Raw genomic sequence first — 21,025 nt, 5'->3', positions numbered from 1 at the left:
GGGGCTCAGTTCTTGACGGCGAGCGTGACCAGGTGACAGGGCGTGACCGATTGCGACAGGGCGAGCGGTCGCCCCTCGCCGTCGAGCACCAGCTTCTCGATCCGGTAGACCGGCTGCGTGGCGGACACGCCGAGCAGCGGTGCTTCGCTGCCGCCCGCGAAGCCGACGTCTATCACCCGCTCGGCTCCGGCGGGTTCGATGCCATAGGCGCTGCGCAGGCTGGAAAAGAAGCTGCCGCCGGCCGCGACCGGGCCGAACGCATCGGCGAAGCGCACCGCATCGAAATAGAGCGTCTCCAGCGTCATCGGCCGGTCGTCCGTCTCCAGCAGCCGGACGAAGCGGAAGACGTGCTCCGCCCGGAGGCGTGCCGCGACGGCGGGGGCATCGGCCCTTTCCTCGCTGTCGATGATGCGGTGGCCCGCCTTCAGTCCGCGGCCCTCGACCACGTCGGAAAAGCCCGAAAGCGAGATGGTCAGCTGCATCTTGCGCGGCGCCACAAGCGTGCCGCGCCCCTGCTGGCGCACGAGCAGTCCTTCGGCACACAGATCCCCCACCGCGCGGCGCAGCGTGATGCGGCTGACCCCATAGGTCTCGCACAGCTCGAACTCCGGCGGCAGGAAGCTGCCCTCCGCCAGGCGACCGTCCTCGATCTCGGACAGGAGCTTGCGCCTGACCTGTTCGTAGAGCGGCAGGAGGCCGTCTTGCGTCATCGGCGCCTCAATAGTCGGAGAGCTTCTTCATGTAGCGGCGGCCGTCCAGCATGACCTGCTGGCGGAACTCCGCCACCTTGTAGATGAAGCGCCACAGGGTGTCGAAGAAGATGAGCGGCGCGACATTGCCGCGGAAACGGGCATCGATGCCCGTCATGTCGAGCGACTGTGCATCGAGCACGAGAATGTTCTCGGCCTTGCCGAAACGGTGCAGGAATTCCTCGGCCCGCTCGTCGAGCGCGCGCGTGGAATCGACGCCCTTCATCAGGACGAAGCAGCGTGTCTCGTCCAGAACCTCGAAGGGGCCATGGAAGAACTCGTTCGAGTGGATCGCCTGGCTGTTGATCCACTGCATCTCCATCAGGACGCAGATGGCGAAGGAATAGGCCGCGCCATAGCTGGCGCCCGACGCCATCGTGTAGATCACGTCCTGCCTGGCGAAGTGTTCCGCGTAGCGGTCCCAGAGTGGGGCGAAGCTCTCCTGCGCACGGTCGATCACGCCCTGCAGGTTGCAGAGACTGGCGATCAGCGGCTCCGTCAGATCCTCGCCGCCGGACCTGGCCACCAGGCCCATGACGATCTGGTAGATGATCGAATAGTTGCTGTCCCTGGCGTCGATCGGCACACCGGTGGTGTAGGGCGCCTCGAACTTCACCGCATGGTCCGCCGCGTTGCCGAGCGGAGAGCCGGGCTCGACCGTCAGGCCGATGGTCGCCGCCCCCTTCTCGCGGGCGAACCTTGCCGCGGCGGTCGTCTCCCTGGTCGTCCCGGTCATCGAGCACAGCACGACCAGCGTGCCGGGGCCGAGCCGCTTCGGCGCCCGGGCGACGAACTCGGCGGCGTTGAAGACGTCCGACGGCAGCGTGCCGTGCTGGTCGAGCATGAACTTTGCCGGGTGCATGATCGACAGCGAGCCGCCGCAGGCCACGAAGAACACGTGGCGCAGGGCCGTCACGTCGATGGCTGCAAGCGCGGCGGAAACGGCCGGGTGGAATCGGTCGGGCAAGGACATCTTCAGGGCGCCTTCTTGATATGATGACATAAGACATATTAATTTCCGCGTCAGCGTGTCAAGCAGCCATTGACAAGCCGTCGGATTTCTTGCGAACGTTCTCATACCGTCACAGGGAAGAGATGCCGGTGTCACAGACGTCCCTCAGGATCCTCGCTTTCGGCGACAATGTCGTCGACTGCTACCGCGACCGGCGGCGCATGTTTCCGGGCGGCAACTGCGTCAACCATGCCGTGTTCGCCCGGCGTTTCGGCGCAGAGGCCGCCTATGCCGGCGCGGTGGCGGACGATGCGGCCGGCCGCGCCATCCGCGATGCCCTCGTCGCCGAAGGGGTCGAAACGTCGCTGCTGCGTTTTCTGCCGGGACAGACCGCCTATTGCGTGATCGCGTCCGAAGGTGGCGAGCGGGTCTTCGTCGGCGCCAATCTCGGCGTCTCGATCATCGCCCCCTCCCCCGCCGATCTCGCCTGGATGAAAACGGCGGACGCCGTGCACACCGGCCGCTCCAGCCATGTGGACGCCTGGCTGGCCCATTTCGCCTCGCTCACCCGCGTCTCCTATGATTTCGCGACGATCCGCGACGAAGGGCGCATCTCGGCCATCGCCCCCCATTGCTATCTCGCCGGCTTTTCCGGCGGCGACCTCGACCGCGAGGAAGCACTGGCGCTGGCGGCGACGACGCTCCGGCATGGCGCCACCTTCGTGGTCATCACCCGCGGCGGCGAGGGCGCGCTCCTGGCGGCGCGCGACGGTGTCCACGAGGCGCCGGCGGTTCCCGTGCGGCCCGTGGATACGCTTGGCGCCGGCGACACCTTCATCGCCCGCACGCTCGTGGGCCTGCTGCGCGGGGAAGCACCGGCTGCGATCCTGCGCGAGGCTGCGGAAGCGGCTGCCCGCACCTGCCTGTCGCCCGGCGCATTCGGCCACGGCGTGCCGATGAGCCTCGACCTGTCGACGATGCTCACCATCGACGAGATCTACGCCTCGACGCAGCCCGTACCCGGCCCCCGCGCCGGACACGCGGCCACGGCGTGAGAACGGGAAGGAGACGGAAAGCGTTCTCACAAACGCATTCCGTCTCGTTCCGGAAGTGCCTGAAAACGATACCGAACCAGGACGGGCAAAGCCCATGGAAGGAGGACCACCCATGAACCGATTTACCTCGTCGATCCGGCTGCTCGCTGCCGCGGCCACCATGACCACCATGCTGACGGGCATCGCCCTTGCGCAGGACCTGACGATCCGCATCGCCAGCGTGAACGCACCGACCAGCGAATCCTGGAAGGGCGTCATGGCCACGGCCGGGCGCGTCACCGAGCGCACCGAAGGCCGCGTGAAGTTCGAGGGCTTCCCCTCCGGCCAGCTCGGCACCACCACCGATTCCATCGAGCAGGCGAGCCAGGGCCTGCCGGTCATGACCTTCACCTCCGCCTCGTTCCTGTCGCGCTTCGGCGTGCCGGAACTGTCGATCGTCGAAGGCCCCTTCATCGTCTCGGGCACCGCCGAGGCGGAGACCCTCGCCTTCTCCGACCTGATGAAGGGCTATTACGACCGGCTGGCCGAAACCGCCGGCATCCGCGTCGTCGCGATCAACTGGTTCGACGGCCCCCGCCACATGATCGGCAGCGCCGGCTACCCGTCGCCGGAGGACCTGAAGGGCGTGCGCATGCGCGTGCCGCCGGTCGAGACCTGGCTGAAGACGTTCCAGCCGCTCGGCGTCGTCGCCACCACGGTCGAGGCGGCCGAGGTGTATTCGGCCCTGTCGCAGGGCGTGGTGACGGCGGCCGAAAGCCCGCTGACCGGCCTGCGCGCGTCGAAATGGCCCGAGGTCGCCAAGGAGATCACGCTCACCGGCCACTTCAACCTCTTCACCGGATGGGTGATGAGCGAGGCGGCGTTCCAGCAGATGAGCGAGGCCGACCGCGGTATCCTTCTCGAGGAATTCCGCAAGGGGGGACAGGCCCTGACCGAGGTCTCGGCCAATCTGGAAGCCGAGATCCGCGCCGAGTTCGAAGCGTCGGGCGTGACGTTCCACGAGGCCGACATCGACGCCTACCGCAAGGCGACGGCAAGCTTCTACACGAGCTTCCCGAACTGGCCGGCCGGCCTCTATGATCAGGTCCGGGCCGCGGCGACGGCAAACTGATGCCGATGCCGGGCGGGCCGGACGGCTCGCCCGGCGTCTCCCGCACCGATGGAGGCGGTTGAACGATGAAGCCCCTGCGCAGGCTGCTGGACTTTCTCGGCCTGACGCTGCCGGCCTTGCTGCTGGCGGCGCTTGTGGCCATCGTCACGGCCGACGTCGTCGCGCGCAACGCCTTCGCCATGTCGATCCTGTGGGCGCAGGAGCTCGCGGTCATCCTGCTCGGCGGGACGGTCTGGCTCGGCCTCTCGGGGGCGGCCCTGCAGGGCCAGCTCTTCGGCATCTCGCTCTTCGTCGACCGTCTGCCCCCGCGCGGCGCCTTCCTGGCCCGGCTTCTCGCCGACCTCCTGGTGCTTGTCATCGCTGCCGAGGTGATGCGCGCAGCCTTCGCGCAGATCTCGACCGCGCGTTTCACGGTCTTCCTCACCCTGGGCTGGCCGAAATGGATCATGGCAGCGATCCTGGCCGCCGGGATGGGCCTCGTCATCGTCGGCCGTCTGGCACAGATGGCCGAAAGCCTCCGGGACCGCCGCCCGTGACCATCGTCGCCATCGTCTTCGTCCTCCTGCTGGTGCTTGGCCTGCCCGTCGGCTTCGTCATGCTCGGCGCGTCCATGGCCTATTTCGCCGTCAATCCCATGATGGCCAGCCTCGTTGCGCAGCGCATGTCGTCCGGCCTCGAATCCTTCCCGCTCCTCGCCATCCCGCTGTTCATCGTCGCCGGTGCCGCCATGGCGCGCGGCGGCATCGCCGACCGTCTCTATGCCTTCTGCGAGACGCTGGTCGGTCACTGGCGCGGCGGGCTCGCGCAGATCGCCGTGCTCAATTCGGTGTTCATGGGCGCCATGTCCGGCTCGGCCAATGCCGACGCGGCGATCGACGCGCGCACCATCGTGCCGGTCATGCGCGCGCGCGGCTATTCCAACGCCTACGGCTCCGTCGTCAGCGCCGCCTCGGCGATGATCGCGCCGATCATGCCGCCGAGCATCGCATTGATCGTCTACGGCCTCCTCACCAACACGTCGATCGGCCGCCTGTTCATCGGCGGCATCGTCCCCGCCTTCCTCATCGCGGTCGCCCTGATGCTGACCGTGCGCTGGACCGCACGGCGCATGAACCTCGCCCCCGCCCGCGAGACCCGCGCCGCGCCGCGCGAGGTGCTGGCCAACGGCCGCGCCGCGCTCTGGGCGCTGGCGATGCCGGTCATGCTGCTTCTCGGCCTGCGCAGCGGCTGGTTCACGCCCACCGAGCTCGGCGCGGTCGCGGCGGTCTATGCCTTTCTCGTCGGCGTGCTCGTCTATCGCGGGCTGACCATGGGCGACACCCTGTCGCTCCTGACGGAATCCGCGGCGACGACCGCAGGCGTCCTGTTCATCGTCGCCTCGGCCTCGGTCTTTTCGCTGATTCTCAGCCTCGAACAGATGCCGCAGCAGCTCATCACCGCGCTCCTGTCGGTATCCGACAACAAGTTCGTGGTCCTGCTCGTCATCAACGTCGCCCTGCTCGTCCTCGGCACCGTGTTCGAGGGGCTGGCCATCATCGTCATCCTTGGCCCGCTGCTGGTGCAGGTGGCGCAGACACTCGGCATCGACCCGGTCCATCTCGGCGTCGTGCTGGTGTTCAACACCACCATCGGCTCGCTGACGCCGCCGGTCGGGACCGTGATGTTCACCGTCTGCTCGATCACGCGCTGTTCGGTCGAGGATTTCACGAAGGCGTTCCTGCCCTTCCTCGCGGCGGCGATCTGCGTCCTCCTGCTGCTCACCTACGTGCCGCCGCTGGTCACCTTCCTGCCTAACCTCCTGTTCTGAAACGCCGGTAGGCGCGCGGGCGGCCGGCGCGGCTCAGTCGGCGTGCTGGGCGATCACCGACAGGAAGGCGGGACCATAGCGCTCCAGCTTCGCCTCGCCGACGCCCGGAACGGCGCTCATGGCGCTGCGGGTTCGCGGCCGGGCGGAAGCCAGTTCCATCAGGGTGCGATCGTGGAAGATAACATAGGGCGGGACGTTCTGCGCCCGGGCGATCTCCATGCGTTTTTCCCGCAATGCCTGGAACAGCCCGCGGTCTTCCTCCGGCAGCGCCTCCGTTGCCTGCTTGCGCGACACCTTCGTCCGCTCGGCACGCGGCGCGGACGGCAGCCGCAGCATCAGCACCGGCTTCTCGCGCAGGAACTGCCGGCCGGCCTCGCCGATCGACAGCCCGCCATGGCCGGCCAGATCGACGGCGATCAGGCGCAGCGCGATGAGCTGGCGCAGGATGCCGCGCCAGGTGCGGCTGTCGTGTTCCTTGCCGATGCCGTAGGTGGAGACACGGTCATGCCCCTGTTCCGCGATGCGGCGGTTATCCGCCCCGAGAAGCACGTCGACGATATAGGCCTGTCCGAAGCGCTCCCCCGTCCGGTAGATGCAGGACAGCGCCTTCAGCGCGGCCGTCGTCCCGTCGAACAGCTCCGGCGGCTTGGCGCAGGTATCGCAATTGCCGCAAGGCGCGCAGCTGTCGCCGAAATAGGACAGGAGCACCTGACGGCGGCAGCCGGCCGTCTCGGCGAGGCCAAGCAGTGCGTCGAGCTTCTGCCGCTCGGTGCGCTTGCGCTGGTCGGGTGCGTCGGACTCCTCGATGAAACGGCTGCGCAGCGCGATGTCCTCGGAGCCGTAGAGCATCAGCGTGTCGGACGGCAGCCCGTCCCGTCCCGCTCGTCCGGTCTCCTGGTAGTAGGCCTCGATGCTGCTCGGCAGGTCGATATGGGCGACGAAGCGGACGTCCGGCTTGTCGATCCCCATGCCGAAGGCGATGGTCGCCACCATCACGACGGCCTCGCCGCGCTGGAAGCGCAGCTGGTTGGCCTCGCGCGCGGCCTTGTCCATGCCGCCGTGATACGGCAGGGCGTCGTAGCCCTGGCCGCGCAGCCATTCGGCTGTCTCTTCCGTCTTGCGCTTCGACAGGCAGTAGACGATGCCGCTCTCGCCCTCGTGCCCGGCCAGGAAACGCTTCAGCTGCGCGCGCGGATTGTCCTTTTCGCTGATGGCGTAGCGGATGTTGGGACGGTCGAAACCGGCGATGAACGCGTCCGTCTCGGCGATCTGCAGCTGTTCGAGGATTTCCGCCCGCGTCGGCGCATCGGCCGTCGCCGTCAGCGCCATGCGCGGCGTATCCGGAAACAGGCCGACGATCGCGTCGAGCTGGCGGTAGGACGGCCGGAAGTCGTGCCCCCACTGCGACAGGCAATGCGCCTCGTCGATGGCGATCAGCGACAGCGGCACCCGCCGCAACCGGTCGAGCGTCTCGGACCGCAGCAAGGTCTCCGGCGCGACGTAGAGGAGATCGAGCGCGCCCTGCCCGATGTCGCGCCACAGCTGCGACCGTTCGTCGGCGGGCAGGTCGGAGTTGAGCGCCGCCGCCCGCACGCCCGCCTGCCGCAGGGCCGCCACCTGGTCGGCCATCAGCGCCAGCAGCGGCGAGACGATCAGCCCCATCCCAGGCCGCGCCAGCGCCGGGATCTGGTAGCACAGCGACTTGCCGCCGCCCGTCGGCATCAGCACGAAGGCATTGTTGCCCGCCACCACGTGCTCGACGATCCGGGCCTGCGGGCCACGGAAGGCGTCGTAGCCGTAGACGGTTTTCAGGATATGTCTGGGATCGGCGGACAAGACGGCTTTCTTCGGGAATCAGAATGGTGCCGTGTCATAGCAGACACGAACGCTCGCCGCGCCGTGCCGTGCCTACGACGCTTCATTTGCATGCGCGCCGGCCGATCTCCGTTCAGCCTACGCGCCCGATCGAGCGGCATGGATCGCCGCCCAGATCCGCTGCGGCGTCAGCGGCATGTCGAGATGGTCGATGCCGTGCACCGACAACGCGTCCATGATCGCATTGGCGAAAGCCGGCAGGGCACCCACGGTCCCGGCCTCTCCCACGCCCTTCACCCCGAGGGGATTGGCCCGGGTCTCGGTCGGATTGCTGAAGGTCTCGAACATCGGCAGGTCGTTCGCCCGCGGCAGCGCATAGTCCATCAGCGAGCCGCTGAGCAGCTGCCCGCCCTCGTCGTAGCGGATCTCCTCCATCATTGCCTGCCCCAGCCCCTGCGCGATTCCGCCATGGAGCTGCGCGGCGACGAGACCCGGATGCAGGACACGGCCGACATCGTCCACGATGAGATAGCGCAGGATCGTCGTTTCCCCGGTCTCCGGGTCGACCTCCACCTCGCAGACATGGCATCCGGTCGGGAACGTCCCCTTGGCCGCATGGACGAAGGCTTCGGCCCGCAGCCCCATGTCCTCGCCCGGCGGCAGGCGGAAATGGTCGTGCGCCACCGCGCAGACCTGCGCCAGCGTGACCGAGCGGTCGGTGCCCGCCACGACGAACCGGCCGTCGCAGAACTCGACATCGTCCGGCGCGGCCTCGAGCTGATGGGCGGCGATCCGGCTTGCCTTGCGCAGGATGCGGTCCGCGCTTTCCATCAGCGCCGTGCTTGCCGCGGCCGTCGTGCGCGAGGCGAAGCTGCCCGTCCCGTTCGGCATCAGATCGGTGTCGCCGCTGACCACGCGCACCTTGTCCGGCGACAAGGCGAACCGGTGCGCCATCAGCTGCGCCACAAGCGTCTCGTGTCCCTGGCCGTGCGACTTGGTGCCGAGCAGCACGGTCGCGCGCCCGTCGGCCGAGAAGCGGATTTCCGCGCCCTCCCCGAATGGCTTGTCGACGAGCCCGCCGCCGGACGGCTCGATCGAGTTTGCAAGCCCGATGCCGCGCAGCAGCCCTCGCGCCGCCGCGTCATCGCGGCGCTCGGCGAAACCCGCCCAGTCGGCCTCAGCCAGGGCCTTGTCCATGTTCGCAGCGAAGTCGCCGCTGTCGTAGGTGTAGAGGAAGCCGGTCGCCCACGGCATCATGGCGGCGGGGATCAGGTTGCGCCGCCGGAGCTCGACCCGGTCCATGCCGGTGCGCGCTGCGGCGATGTCGATGATGCGTTCCAGCGCATAGATCGCCTCCGGCCGACCTGCACCGCGATAGGGCGCCGTCGGGCTGGTGTTGGCATAGACGCCCGTGACCCGCGTATGGATCGCCGGTGTCCGGTAGACGCCGGAAAGCCCGCCGACATGGGCGACCGGAACGAGGCTCCCGCCAAGCGACAGGTAGGCGCCCATGCCCGCCAGGGTCCGCACGCGCAGGCCGGTGAAGCTGCCTTCGGCATCGAGCGCAAGCTCGACCCGCGCGAGGTTGTCGCGGCCATGATAGTCGCCGGCCATCGATTCGGAGCGGTCTGCCACGAAGCGCACCGGCCGTCCGAGCGCACGAGCGCCCCACATCGCCGCGACGTATTCGGGATAGGCACCCTCGCGCATGCCGAACGAACCCCCGAGGTCGGGCGAGACGACCCGGATCCGGTCCATGCCGAGCCCGAAGATCCTCGCCAGCGCCTCGCGCCCCTGATGCGGCGTATGGGTGCCGCAGGTGAGCGTGAAGCGCTGCTCGGCCTGATCCCATTCGGCAATCGCCGCGCGCGGCTCCAGCGGCAGCGCGGTGACGCGCGAGATGCGCATGTCCGAGGCGACGACGGTCGCTGCATGGGCGATCGCCGCGTCCACCGCCGCGCCATTGCCGCGTTCCACCTCGAAGGCGCGGTTTCCGGGCGCTGCCTCCCATAGGTTCGGTGCGCCGTCGATGATGGCATCGGCCACATCGGTCACGGCAGGCAGCGGTTCGTAGTCGATCTGGCACAGGTCGGCCGCGTCGCGCGCAGCACCCCTCGTCTCGGCGAAGACCGCCGCGACCGGGTCTCCGACGAAGCGGACCGTCCCTTCGGCGAGCGCCAGCCGTTCCGGCACGAACATCGCCTCGCCATTTGGCCGCGGATGCTTGACGAAGACGTCGTGTCCACGGATTCCAGCCTCCCGCAGGTCGGCGGCCATCGCCACCGCCACCACCCCCGCCGCAGCCAGTGCCGCCTCCACGTCGATGGAGCGGATACGCGCATGGGCATGCGGAGACCGCACCACCGTCATGTAGAGCTCGCGCGCCCGCCCGATGTCGTCGGTGAAGCGTCCCCTCCCGGTGATCAGCCGTTCGTCTTCGATCCGTGCGGGAGAGCTTCCGAGTGCATGATCCATGGGAGTCCTCGTAGCGCGGCCTCCAGCCTTGACGGAGCAGGAGGCCTGATGATTGGTCGACCGTATTTCGCCATCGCCATCAGTTTTCGGACGGCAGCGTCGCGCTCGTCTGACGAAGTCGCCCCTGCGCCCACGCCCTTCGGTCCGGTTCAGTCTTCGGCGTGGTCGGCTAGTCCGAAACGCCTGAGTTTCAGATAGAAGGCCTGACGGCTGAGCCCGAGCGCGCGCGCCGCAGCGGACCGGTTGTTCCCGGTCAATCGCAGGGCGGCCTCGACGCACATCTTCTCGATCAGATCCGTCGTGTTCTGGACGAGATCGCGCAGCGGCGTGCGGCCGACGAGGTCCGTCAGGGCCGTCAGGTCGAGCCTTTCGCCCTCTGCGCTCGCCGAAGCTGCACCGGCACGAAGCACCCGCAGGACGATGCCGTATCGCGGCAGGACGGCATCCGGCACATGGAAGATCACCGCTTCGCAGGCGGTCAGGCCGGAATCGAGCGCCTCCAGCCCGATGCCGCCGGTCGAAAGACGTCCCTGGCGCTCGGCTGCCGACAGCAGATCGGCGAGGCGCCGCCCGCCGTCGACCGTGACGAACTCCTCGATGCCGCGGCCGACCGCCAGCACCTCGGCGGGAGCGCCGACGGCACCGAGAAACGCGTCGTTGGCCCAGAGGATGGAACCGGCGGGATCGATCAGCACGACCGGATCCGGGCTCTCGCGGATGAGCTGCGGCAAGGACGAGGAGGGGTCCTCGCCCGTCTCGTTGTCGCCGGCCTGAGACAGTCGCACGAGCAGAAGTCCGGCCTCGCCGCCGCCGGCGGGTTCGGCTACCAGCGACAGGCGCGTCTGGTGGCCTCCGGCGAGCGGCGTCTGGAAGCGGTCCGGACGACCCGACGACAGCACCCCGCGCAGCCGGACGCTGACTTCCGCGCGGGATGTCCCGTCGAGATAGTCGGCGAGGCGACCGGAGCGGATGTTTTCCGCATGGACGCCGAGCAGCGCCGCAGCGGCGCGGTTGCCGTCGCGGATTGCGCCGGTGCGGCCGTCGACCAGCAGCATGGCGTCGCTGCCGAGCGCCCACAGGCGGTGAAACAGCGTCTCCGAGGGCCATTCCGGGCGGGGGACCGGCGGCGCGGAGGTGCCGATCAGGACGATCCCGCCCTCCCCGCCGAAGGCCATCGCGACATACTCGACGGGAACAAGGCCGGAAGTCGTCGGATGCAGGATCCTCCGGGACACTCCCTCGGTGCCCGCCCGCGCCTCTGTCAGCAGGCCCTGCAGGTCGCCGGTGCTTTCGGCATCGACGAGATCCGACAGACTGCGCCCCTTCCAGGATGCGACATCGACGAGACCGGTCGAACGCGATCCCAGCGATGCATCCCGGACCTGGTCCTCGGAATCCACCACGACGGCGACGTCCGCCACGAACGTGATCATCCGCGCGAGCGAATCCGGATCGGCCTTTCCGATCGCTTTCTGAAGGATGTCCTGTCCCGACATGGCTGTTTCGCGGGCTTTCGAAGCCAAGGTGGCGCCAGCTTCAGGCGGCGCCTGCAGGCGGCTTCGTCTTCGCGCCGGTGACCGGCGGTGTCAACTCATTCCATTGCCTTGGCGTGCCGCCTTGCCTAACTTGTCGCACATGGGGAGCGGAGGACGCGATCGCCACCCGCGACGGAACCCGTCGAAACGCGTCCTTCCGCTGGACGCCGCGAGACCGGCGCCGGGAGATCGACATGCGACCGCGCATCGACCTGACGTCGTGCGACACCGAACCGATCCATTTCATAGGATCCATCCAGCCCAATGGCGCGCTGGTGGCGGCCGATGCCGCGTCGCTGCGGATCGACTATGTCAGCGCCAACACCGAGGCCTATCTCGGGCGGTCGCCCGAAACGCTGCTCGGCCGGCCGATGGGGGAACTGCTCGGGCCGGTTCTTGCGGGCGAACTGCAGGCACGGGCGATGGAGCCGCGCCGCCCGGACCTCATAAAACCATGGTTCGTCGACGTGGTACGGCCCGACGGCACGGTCCGCCTGGAGTGCTTTCCCCATCGGTACGGCGGCAGCATCATCCTGGAGTTCGTGCTCCCCGAGCATGGGCCGGATCGGGTATGGGAAGAAGACGAACTGCGTCAGCGCGTCATCACCGAACTCATCCGGCCGGACACGCTGACGGAACTTGCGCGGGCAAGCGCGCAGATCGTGCGCGAGGTGACGGGTTTCGACCGGGTGATGATCTACCGCTTCGCCGAGGATCTGCACGGCGAAGTCATCGCGGAAAGCACCGTGCGGGAGGATTCCTTCCTGGGCCTGCATTACCCGGCCTCCGACATTCCCGAGCCGGCGCGGCGGCATTTCGCGTTGAACGTGATCCGGTCCATCCCGGATATCATGGCCGAGCCCGTGCCGATCCTGACCCACCGCGGCGCAATCGCCGACGCATCGCATCCCGCTGCCCTCGACCTGACCCATTCCAAGCTGCGCGGCGTCGCCCCCGTCCATGTGGAGTATCTCGGCAACATGGGCGTCGGCGCGTCGATGTCGATCTCGCTGATCTCCAACGACGACCTCTGGGGTCTCGTGGCCTGCCATCACTACGGCCCGCTGCATCTGCCATGGAGCCGGTTCCGCTTCTGCGAACTGCTCGGCGGCACCATCTCGGCTCTGCTGCAGAGCCTCGAGAACGCGGCGCAGCTGCGCCAGAGCATAAGGGCCGAGCGCACGGCATCCGACATCGAGCGGACCGCGCGCGAGGGACATCCCCTGGCCTCGATCATCGCGGAAAAATCGGCAGAGCTGATGCAGCACGCCGATGCGCAGGGCATGGTGCTCGCGCTCGGCGGCGTCGTCACCCGCTTCGGCCGGACACCGCATCCCCTGCCGCCGCTCGATCGACTGCGCAGCGATCTGGTCGAAGGACTGGCCACCCGCGAGGCCGTCCCTGCCGAACTCGATCTCGATCCATCGCAATGGTCGATGGCCTCGGGTGCCGCCTATCTCGAGCTGTCGAAGGACGGCGAGGATTTCCTCGTCTTCCTGCGCGAGGAGTTCGAGCACACCATCGCCTGGGCCGGCAAGCCCGACAAGGTCGAGCGGACGGGGGCCGACGGAACGACGCGGCTCTCGCCACGCGGCTCGTTCGCGCTGTGGAGCGAGGAGCGGCGGGGCCGCAGCAAGCCTTTCTCCGACAGCGACCGTGAGGCGCTGCGCATCCTTCGCCGCGCTCTGTTCGCCCTCAACAGCCTCGACCGCGAACGTGCGGCCGTCGCCGCACAGAAGCTGGCGGAGGCCGAGGAAGCGAGGCTTCGACTGATGGTGATGGATGCGGCCCGGCGCAGTTCGATGGGCGAACTCGCCTCCGCCCTCGCCCATGAGCTCAACCAGCCGCTCGCCGCCGTCACCAACTACGTCAACGCCTGTCGCCAGGAACTGCGCAACCACGGGCTCGCCATCCCCGACAACATCAACGGCCTGATCGACCGCGCCGTGGTCGAGTCGCGGCGTGCGGCCGAACTCGTGCGGCGGCTGCGCAACTTCATCGGCCAGGGCGAACTCGTCGCCGAGCCCGTGGACCTCCGCCAGGTCGTTCGCCAGGGGGTCGAGCTGGCGCTCGCCGCCTCCGACGATCCAGAGCCCACCGTGCGCTTCGCCTTCGAGGGGGCGCTGCCGACCGTGGTGGCCGACCCGATCCAGCTCGGGCAACTGGTGCTCAACCTGGTTCGCAACAGCCTGGCGGCGATGCGCGGCAGCGACGAGCGACTGCTCGAAGTGGCGGTGCGGCAGGTCGGCGCCGAGGCCGAGATCTGCGTGCGCGACACGGGCCACGGCATCCCGCCGGAGATCGCAGACCGCCTGTTCGAGCCCTTCCATGCCTCCACCAGCAGCGGCATGGGCTTCGGCCTGTCGCTGTGCCGGTCGATCGTGGAGGCCCATGGCGGACGGATCGGCTCCCGGCCGGTGCCGCATGGGGCCCTGATCGTGTTCTCGCTGCCGATCGGCGGAGGCGCACGTGCCGTGGAGAGCTGAGCGCCTTCGGATCCATGTCGTCGACGACGACCCGTCGGTGCTCGATTCGATGCGGGCGCTGCTGGTCGCCCACGGCGCCCGCGTCGTCGTTCACGTCTCCGCGGAAGCCTTCCTTGCGACCGCAGACCGGCTGCCCGCCGACTGCCTGCTCCTCGACCTGCGAATGCCGGGCATGGACGGCCTGGAACTGCAGCGCCGGCTGCGCGAGAAGGGCGACGCCATCCCGATCGTCATCCTCACCGGCCATGGCGACGTCCCCGTCGCCGTGGCGGCAATGAAAGCGGGCGCGCTCGACTTCATCGAGAAGCCCGGAACCGAAGAACAGATCCTCGCCGCCATCGAACTCGCAGCCGACGCCGTGGCGAACCGCGCACCGAACGCGATCGCGCCGGAAGAGGTCGCCGACCGGCTCGCCCGGCTGACGGGACGCGAGCGCGAGGTGCTCGACCACCTCGTGCTCGGCGAGACCAACAAGGCCATCGCCGACCAGCTCGGCATCAGCCAGCGCACCGTCGAGATCCACCGCGCCCGCATCCGCGAGAAGCTCGAGGCACGCGGCCTGTCGGACCTCATCCGCATGATGCGCTAGCAGGGCAGCGCAGGCTCGACGCCGTCGCAGCGGCGCCACCTCCCCTCCCGACCCTCCATAGACGGCCCTCCATAAGTAGAATCCCCGTAGGCGTTTTTCCGCAATGGAGCAGGAAGCGCTTTCGCCCTAGGTTCGATGTCGTGGAGGAGCTCCGATCAGCCGTCCGGGCGGTGTCAGGGCAATGGATCGGCGAAACAGGGAGAAGGTGGCGTGTCCGCCTCCGAGAATGGCAATGGCACTGCTGGTGCGGCCGGCGCACGGCCCGGTAGCCTGCGAATCGAGGTCGTCCTGAACGAAGAGCAGTTCGCCGCGCTCGAAGGCTGGCGATATGCCAACCGCGTGGCGGACCGCTCCGAAGCCGCGCGCGAACTGGTGCGGCTGGGCCTGCTCGCCGAAATTGCGCGGGTCTACCGCCTCGTGGCCGGCGCGGCGGAATTCGGCGAGGCGGCGGAAGACGGCTTCGAAACCCAGGCCTGACAGGCAACGCGGCTTGCGTATCGCGGCAGCGGCGCTAAGTGATGCGGATCAACCCTTGCCGGAGCCTGCATCATGCTGGACTGGTCCATCGCGGTATTCGTCATACTCTGCGTCGCCGCGGCATCGAGCGGCGCGCTGTTCCAGCCTGGCGCGTGGTACGAAACGCTCGACAAACCGTCCTGGACTCCGCCCAACTGGTCCTTCGGCGTCGTCTGGACCATCCTGTTCCTGATGATCGCGATTGCCGGATGGCTGGCCTGGCGCGCCGCCGGCTGGTCTCTGCCGATCACCCTCTGGGCAGCGCAGCTCGTCGTCAATGCGGCGTGGTCGTGGCTGTTCTTCGGGCGCCGCCGCATGGACCTCGCCTTCGTCGACGTCGTGCTTCTCTGGCTGCTGATCGCAGGCTTCATCGTCAGCGTGTGGCCCGTCTCTTCCTGGGCCGCTCTTCTCTTCGTCCCCTACCTGGTCTGGGTGTCGATCGCCGCCGCGCTGAACCGTTCGGTCTGGCGCAGGAACCCGCAGGCCGCCTGACGCATCAGGCGGCCGGCATCGCCGGCACCGGATAGAGCCGCCGCTCCATCAGTCCGAGGCAATCCAGCGTCGAAAGCACGATCTGCGGCGCGTTCAGCCCGGCGGCGTCATACATCGCGCGCGGCTTGTCGTGGTCGATGAAGCGGTCCGGCAAGGTCAGCGTGCGGATGCGCAGCCCCCTGTCGAGCACCCCGGCTGCAGCCAGCAGATGCAGCACATGCGCACCGAAGCCGCCGGCGGCACCCTCTTCCACCGTGATCAGTGCCTCGTGGTCGCGCGCCAGCGCCAGGATCAGCCCGCGGTCGAGCGGTTTGGCGAAGCGCGCGTCGGCAACCGTGGCCGTGATGCCACGATGCGCGAGTTCGTCGGCGGCCACCAGACATTCCTCCAGCCGCCCGCCGAGCGAGAGCAGCGCGACCGAAGCGCCCTCGCGCACGAGCCGGCCGCGACCGATCTCCAGCGGAATGCCGCGCGCGGGCAGCGGCACGCCGGTGCCGGCGCCGCGCGGATAGCGGAAGGCCGACGGACGGTCGTCGATCGCATGGGCGGTGGCAACCATGTGGACGAGCTCGGCCTCGTCGGCCGCCGCCATCACCACGAAGTCGGGCAGGTTGCAGAGATAAGCGAGGTCGTAGGAACCGGCATGGGTCGGCCCGTCCTCGCCCACCAGCCCGGCGCGATCGATGGCGAAACGCACCGGCAGCCGCTGCAGCGCAACGTCGTGGACCACCTGGTCATAGGCGCGTTGCAGGAAGGTCGAATAGATCGCCGCGAAGGGCCGCATGCCCGCGGCCGCAAGGCCCGCCGCGAATGTCACGCCGTGCTGCTCGGCGATGCCGACGTCGAAGAAGCGGTCGGGAAACCGCTTCTGGAAACCCTCGAGACCGGTGCCGCTCGCCATGGCGGCGGTCACCGCCACCACGCGCGGATCGTGTTCCGCCTCTGCGATCAGGCTGTCGGCGAACACCTTGGTGAAGGATGGCGGACCGGGAGGCGCCTTCGCCTGGGCGCCGGTTGCCACGTCGAAGCGGGCGACGCCGTGGTACTTGTCGGCGGCACGTTCGGCGGGTGCGTATCCCTTGCCCTTGCTGGTCACCGCATGCACGAGAACAGGGCCGTCGGCGCGCCTGCGCACCATCCGCAGCACGGCAAGCAGCGTCGGCATGTCGTGCCCGTCGATCGGTCCGACATAGGAAAAGCCGAGCGACTCGAACAGTGTGTTGCCCGAGACCAGGCCTTTCATCACCCCGCGCGCCCGTTCCGCACCCTTGCGGATGGGCGAGGGCAGCCGTGCCACCGCTCCCCTCGCCGCAGCCTTCAGGTCCTGGAAGGGCTCGCCGGCTTGCAGCCGCGCCAGATGCCTGGACATCGCTCCGACCGGCGGGGAAATCGACATGTCGTTGTCGTTGAGGATCACGATCAGCCGCTTGCCGAGCGCGCCCGCATTGTTCATCGCCTCGTAGGCCATGCCGGCCGACAAGGCACCGTCGCCGATGACGCAGATCACGTCGCCGACATCGGCGCCGAGATCGCGTGCGGCCGCAAAGCCGAGCCCGGCGGAGATCGACGTCGAGGAATGGGCCGCGCCGAAGGGATCGTGATCGCTCTCGGATCGCTTGGTGAAACCCGACAACCCACCGCCCTGTCGCAGGGTGCGGATGCGGTCGCGGCGGCCCGTCAGGATCTTGTGCGGGTAGCACTGGTGCCCGACGTCGAAGATCAGCCGGTCGCGCGGCGTCTCGAACACGGCGTGGATCGCGACGGTGAGTTCGATCACGCCTAACCCGGCGCCGAGGTGGCCGCCCGTCACCGACACGGCCGAGATGGTTTCGGCCCTGACTTCATCGGCGAGCCGGACAAGCCCACGGTCGTCGAGCCGGCGCAGGTCGGCCGGTTCCACGATCTGGTCGAGCAAGGGCGTGGCAGGTGTGTCCATGCATCCTCCCGGGCGGGCGTTGGTGCGCACCACCTCTTTTCAGGCGCCGGATTCGGCTCCACGGCGGAGGTCGCCGACGCTTGATGTCCACTTAGATTGACACCAAGCGCCGTCACTGTCCATAGACTTCTTGCGGCTACTGGGCCGCGGCTTCCGGCGAGAAGGTCTTGATGTAGGCGATGACGTCGGCTCGCTCGTCGGCCTTCTTGAGGCCCGGGAAGGCCATCTTGTTGCCGGGCACTTTCTTCTTCGGGTCGGTGATATAGGCGTCGATGTCGGCCTCGGTCCAGACCAGACCGCCCTCGCCGGCCGCCACCATGGCCTTCGAGTACTTCTTCAGGAAATCCTCCTGGGTGCCTGCCACACGGCCCACCACCCCGTTCAGGTTCGGCGCGATCGGCTTGGTCGTGTCGCCGATCCCGTGGCAGGTGGCGCAACGCTTGAAGATGGTTTCGCCCTTCGCCACGTCCTGCGCGGCGGCGATCGTCGGCATGCCGAAGAGCAGGATGGCGGCGGTGGCAAGCGAAATCGGTTTGGTCATGGGTTCCTCCCGGTGTGTTTCCCTTCGTCCGAACAATTAGGCCCGGGCGGTTCGTCGTCAAGCGCACCTGTCCATCGAACTGGACGGAGTGTCGGCACGGACTGACAATTCCGATTGATAACCGATCGAAGCCATGCTTTGAATAGGGTGAGGTAAACGAAGTTGACATATGCCTTCGTAAATCATTCTGGACTGGCGTCCGCGACCTACCCGTTCTCCGCCATCGTCGGCCAGGACGGGATGAAGCACGCGCTCATGCTGGCGGCCGTCGATCCGACGATCGGCGGCATCCTCGTCTTCGGCGACCGCGGCACGGGCAAGTCGACGGCCGTCCGCGGCCTGGCCCGGTTGTTGCCGCCGATGGCGGTGGCCGGCGACTGCCGTTTCAACTGCGATCCGGCCGCGCCCGCCAAACTCTGCCCGGCATGCCGTGCCGGAAAATCCGCCGGCCGCCCGCGCAAGGTGCCGGTTCCCGTCGTCGACCTTCCGCTCAGCGCCACAGAAGACCGCGTCGCGGGTGCGCTCGACCTCGAGAAGGCGCTCGCGCATGGCGAAAAGGCCTTCGAACCGGGCCTGCTCGCGGCGGCCCATCGCGGCTTCCTCTACATAGACGAGGTCAATCTTCTGGAGGATCACCTCGTGGACCTGCTGCTCGACGTCGCGGCCTCGGGCGTCAACGTCGTCGAGCGCGACGGCCTGTCCATCCGCCACCCGGCACGCTTCGTCCTCGTCGGCAGCGGCAATCCCGAGGAAGGCGAACTGCGTCCGCAACTGCTCGACCGCTTCGGTCTTTCGGTGGAGGTGAAATCGCCGACGGATGTCGCGCAGCGCATCGAGGTGGTGAAGCGACGCGACCGCTTCGACCGTGATCCCGAAGGCTTCGCAGCCCAGTGGGAGCGCGCCGATTCGCGGCTGCGGTCGCGCATCTCCGCGGCGCGGCGCCGTCTCGATTCGATCGAGACGCCCGACGAGGCGATGGAATTCGCCAGCCGGCTCTGCCTCGCGCTCGGGGTCGACGGTCTGCGCGGCGAGCTCACGCTGCTCAGGGCCGCCCGCGCCGCCGCCGCGCTTGACGGCCGCGAGCGGGTGGACGCGGCGGCCATCGCCGCGATCGCGCCGCCGGCACTGCGCCACCGCCTGCGGCGAGATCCGCTCGACGAGGCAGGTTCGACCGTCCGCATCGACCGCGCGATCGCCGAACTTGCGGCCCGATGAGCGGAGTTCCCGGCCCTGACAGGCCCTGGGCCGACGCCATCGCCGCCGCGAGTCTTCTCGCCATCGATCCCGACGGGCTCAAGGGCATGCATCTGCGGGCCCGCGCCGGCCCGGCCCGCGACCGCTGGCTGGAGGTCGCCCTCGGCTGCTTCCCGAAAGGCGCGCCGCGACGGCGGCTCCCGGCCGGCTGCGATCCCGCCCGTCTGGCCGGCGGGCTCGACGTGGCAGCCACCCTGGCAGCCGGACAACCGATCCTCGACACGGGGCTGCTTGCCGCCGCGCATGGCGGGACGATCGTCGTGCCGATGGCAGAGCGGCTCGACCGCGCCCAGACTGCGGTCATCTGCTCGGCGATCGACCGGGGTGCGGTGCGGCTGGAACGCGACGGATTTTCCGGAGATCTGCCGGCGCGCTTCGCGCTGATCGCGCTCGACGAGGGTGCCGAGCCCGGCGAGACGATTCCGTCCCCGCTCGCCGAACGGCTCGGCTTCACCATCGATCTCTCGAGCGTCGCCAGCATGGCGGACATCGCGCCGGACGTGGATGCGCTTCTCGCCGCGCGATCGCGGCTGCACGGCATCCATCTCGACGACGGGCTGCTCGATGCCCTGGCTGCGCTTGCGATCGCGCATTCGCCGCGCCGGCTCCTGTTCCTGGTCCGGGCCGCCCGTGCCGCCGCCGCGCTGCGCGCCAGTCCGACCGTCGAGACCGAAGACGCAGCCTTGGCCCTGAGGCTGGTCATCGGCGCGGAAGCCGTCGCGGAGGCGGCACAGCAATCTCCGCCCCCGCCGCCGCCGGACCCGGGAGAGGAACAGCAGGAGAATTCGGAAGACGGCGCGCAACTGGCCGATGTCGTGCTGGAGGCCGCCGCCGCTGCACTGCCGCCTGGTCTGCTCGATGGCGCAGGCGCCGCAGGCGCACGCAAGAGCCGCAGCAGCGGCGCCGGAGCGGTGAGGACGGGCGGGCGCCGCGGCCCGGCCGTCGGCATCGCTTCGACGCCACCTTTTCCGGGGGCAAGGCCTGACGTGCTCGCCACCCTGCGCGCCGCCGCTCCCTGGCAGGCGATCCGCCGCAGGCAGGCAAGCGAAAACCGCACAGGCACCCCGAGCGCCGGCATTCTGGTGCGTCCGGATGATTTCCGCTGGCTGCGCCGCCGCGAGCCGCAGGGCACCACGGTGCTGTTCGTGGTCGATGCCTCCGGCTCGGCCGCGGCCGCGCGGCTCGCCGAGGCCAAGGGCGCGGTCGAACTGCTGCTTGCCGAGAGCTACCGCCGGCGCGACGAGGTGGCCCTGATCGCCTTCCGCGGCCCCGGTGCAGACGTGGTGCTCCCGCCGACGCGCTCGCTGGTGCGGGCCAAGCGCGCGCTCGCCGCCCTGCCCGGCGGCGGCGGCACGCCGCTGGCGGACGCGATCCTGGCGGCAGGATCGCTTGCCGCCACCGTCGCCCGCACCGGCCGCGAGGCCATCGCGGTCTTCCTGACCGACGGCCGGCCGAACATCGGCTTCGGCGGAGTGCAGGGCCGCCAGCAGGCGGCGGAGGACGCCGCACGCGCCGCGGCCGTCTTCCGCGCGGGCGGAACGCGCGGCGTCGTCATCGATACGGCCTCCCGTCCTCAAGGCGCGCTCGCAGACCTCGCGCGCAAGCTCGGCGCGGAGTATCGTCCCCTGCCGCACGGCGACAGCCGGCGGATCAGCCGCGAGCTTTCCGTGCACCTCCAGGCCCGGGCCTGAGTTCGCGAAGTCCTGGAGCGG

At 68.9% G+C, this 21,025-nt stretch carries 17 protein-coding genes; 10 read left to right on the top strand and 7 right to left on the bottom strand.

What is annotated here, in order from left to right; translation table 11 throughout:
* Nucleotides 1–5: 5 nt before the first annotated feature.
* Nucleotides 6–710, bottom strand: coding sequence for a GntR family transcriptional regulator (locus N1F91_RS14095; RefSeq protein ID WP_289992970.1), 705 nt, complete (start codon nt 708–710; stop codon nt 6–8).
* A 7-nt stretch (nt 711–717) separates the two neighbouring features.
* Nucleotides 718–1,722 (bottom strand): SIS domain-containing protein, encoded by a 1,005-nt coding sequence (locus tag N1F91_RS14090; RefSeq protein ID WP_289992968.1) that lies wholly within the window; start codon nt 1,720–1,722, stop codon nt 718–720.
* A gap of 128 nt (nt 1,723–1,850) precedes the next feature.
* On the opposite strand from N1F91_RS14090, the gene N1F91_RS14085 reads away from it, so the two are divergent.
* The 4 genes from N1F91_RS14085 to N1F91_RS14070 all read left to right on the top strand — a co-directional run bounded on the left by N1F91_RS14085 (nt 1,851) and on the right by N1F91_RS14070 (nt 5,674).
* A complete protein-coding gene (locus tag N1F91_RS14085; RefSeq protein ID WP_354670543.1) occupies nt 1,851–2,756 on the top strand; it encodes a PfkB family carbohydrate kinase in 906 nt (301 codons plus the stop codon).
* A gap of 112 nt (nt 2,757–2,868) precedes the next feature.
* A complete protein-coding gene (dctP, locus tag N1F91_RS14080) occupies nt 2,869–3,867 on the top strand; it encodes a TRAP transporter substrate-binding protein DctP (protein WP_289992965.1) in 999 nt (332 codons plus the stop codon).
* Nucleotides 3,868–3,932: 65 nt separating this feature from the next.
* Nucleotides 3,933–4,403, top strand: coding sequence for a TRAP transporter small permease (locus N1F91_RS14075; RefSeq protein WP_289992963.1), 471 nt, complete (start codon nt 3,933–3,935; stop codon nt 4,401–4,403).
* Complete coding sequence (locus tag N1F91_RS14070; RefSeq protein WP_289992962.1) at nt 4,400–5,674, top strand: TRAP transporter large permease; 1,275 nt, start codon at nt 4,400–4,402, stop codon at nt 5,672–5,674. The genes N1F91_RS14075 and N1F91_RS14070 overlap by 4 nt, the downstream gene beginning before the upstream one ends.
* Before the next feature lie 33 nt (nt 5,675–5,707).
* Here the strand turns inward: N1F91_RS14070 and recQ are convergent, their stop codons facing one another.
* From recQ to N1F91_RS14055, 3 genes are all read right to left on the bottom strand, one after another.
* Nucleotides 5,708–7,510 carry a DNA helicase RecQ gene (recQ, locus tag N1F91_RS14065; protein WP_289992961.1) on the bottom strand — a complete coding sequence of 601 codons (1,803 nt, stop codon included), beginning with the start codon at nt 7,508–7,510 and terminating at the stop codon, nt 5,708–5,710.
* A gap of 117 nt (nt 7,511–7,627) precedes the next feature.
* On the bottom strand, nt 7,628–9,964 hold the full coding sequence (locus N1F91_RS14060; RefSeq protein WP_289992960.1) for a xanthine dehydrogenase family protein molybdopterin-binding subunit: 2,337 nt from the start codon (nt 9,962–9,964) through the stop codon (nt 7,628–7,630).
* A gap of 149 nt (nt 9,965–10,113) precedes the next feature.
* Nucleotides 10,114–11,460 carry a helix-turn-helix domain-containing protein gene (locus tag N1F91_RS14055; protein WP_289992959.1) on the bottom strand — a complete coding sequence of 449 codons (1,347 nt, stop codon included), beginning with the start codon at nt 11,458–11,460 and terminating at the stop codon, nt 10,114–10,116.
* 233 nt (nt 11,461–11,693) lie between these two features.
* Here N1F91_RS14055 and N1F91_RS14050 point away from each other — a divergent pair, with 233 nt between their 5' ends.
* The 4 genes from N1F91_RS14050 (at nt 11,694) to N1F91_RS14035 (ending at nt 15,582) form a co-directional block, all read left to right on the top strand.
* Nucleotides 11,694–13,985, top strand: a complete 2,292-nt coding sequence (locus N1F91_RS14050) for an ATP-binding protein (RefSeq protein ID WP_289992958.1) — start codon at nt 11,694–11,696, stop codon at nt 13,983–13,985.
* Nucleotides 13,969–14,574 carry a response regulator gene (locus tag N1F91_RS14045; RefSeq protein ID WP_289992957.1) on the top strand — a complete coding sequence of 202 codons (606 nt, stop codon included), beginning with the start codon at nt 13,969–13,971 and terminating at the stop codon, nt 14,572–14,574. The genes N1F91_RS14050 and N1F91_RS14045 overlap by 17 nt, the downstream gene beginning before the upstream one ends.
* A gap of 210 nt (nt 14,575–14,784) precedes the next feature.
* Entirely contained in the window at nt 14,785–15,051 is a 267-nt protein-coding gene (locus N1F91_RS14040; RefSeq protein ID WP_289992955.1) for a hypothetical protein, read from the top strand.
* 72 nt (nt 15,052–15,123) lie between these two features.
* Entirely contained in the window at nt 15,124–15,582 is a 459-nt protein-coding gene (locus N1F91_RS14035) for a TspO/MBR family protein (protein WP_289992953.1), read from the top strand.
* A gap of 4 nt (nt 15,583–15,586) precedes the next feature.
* On the opposite strand, the gene dxs is transcribed toward N1F91_RS14035, so the two are convergent.
* Complete coding sequence (dxs, locus tag N1F91_RS14030) at nt 15,587–17,518, bottom strand: 1-deoxy-D-xylulose-5-phosphate synthase (RefSeq protein ID WP_289992951.1); 1,932 nt, start codon at nt 17,516–17,518, stop codon at nt 15,587–15,589.
* 136 nt (nt 17,519–17,654) lie between these two features.
* A complete protein-coding gene (locus tag N1F91_RS14025) occupies nt 17,655–18,059 on the bottom strand; it encodes a cytochrome c family protein (protein ID WP_289992949.1) in 405 nt (134 codons plus the stop codon).
* 192 nt (nt 18,060–18,251) lie between these two features.
* Here N1F91_RS14025 and bchI point away from each other — a divergent pair, with 192 nt between their 5' ends.
* A complete protein-coding gene (bchI, locus tag N1F91_RS14020) occupies nt 18,252–19,274 on the top strand; it encodes a magnesium chelatase ATPase subunit I (protein WP_289992996.1) in 1,023 nt (340 codons plus the stop codon).
* Nucleotides 19,271–21,004 carry a magnesium chelatase subunit D gene (locus N1F91_RS14015; RefSeq protein ID WP_289992947.1) on the top strand — a complete coding sequence of 578 codons (1,734 nt, stop codon included), beginning with the start codon at nt 19,271–19,273 and terminating at the stop codon, nt 21,002–21,004. Before bchI ends, N1F91_RS14015 begins: the two co-directional genes overlap by 4 nt.
* The last annotated feature ends 21 nt before the right edge of the window (nt 21,005–21,025 follow it).

It is taken from the genome of Aquibium sp. ELW1220 (assembly GCF_030398385.1).
Lineage (GTDB): Bacteria > Pseudomonadota > Alphaproteobacteria > Rhizobiales > Rhizobiaceae > Aquibium.
The sequence above is the reverse complement of the archived record's forward strand: the minus strand, read 5'-3'. Positions and strand labels throughout refer to the sequence as shown.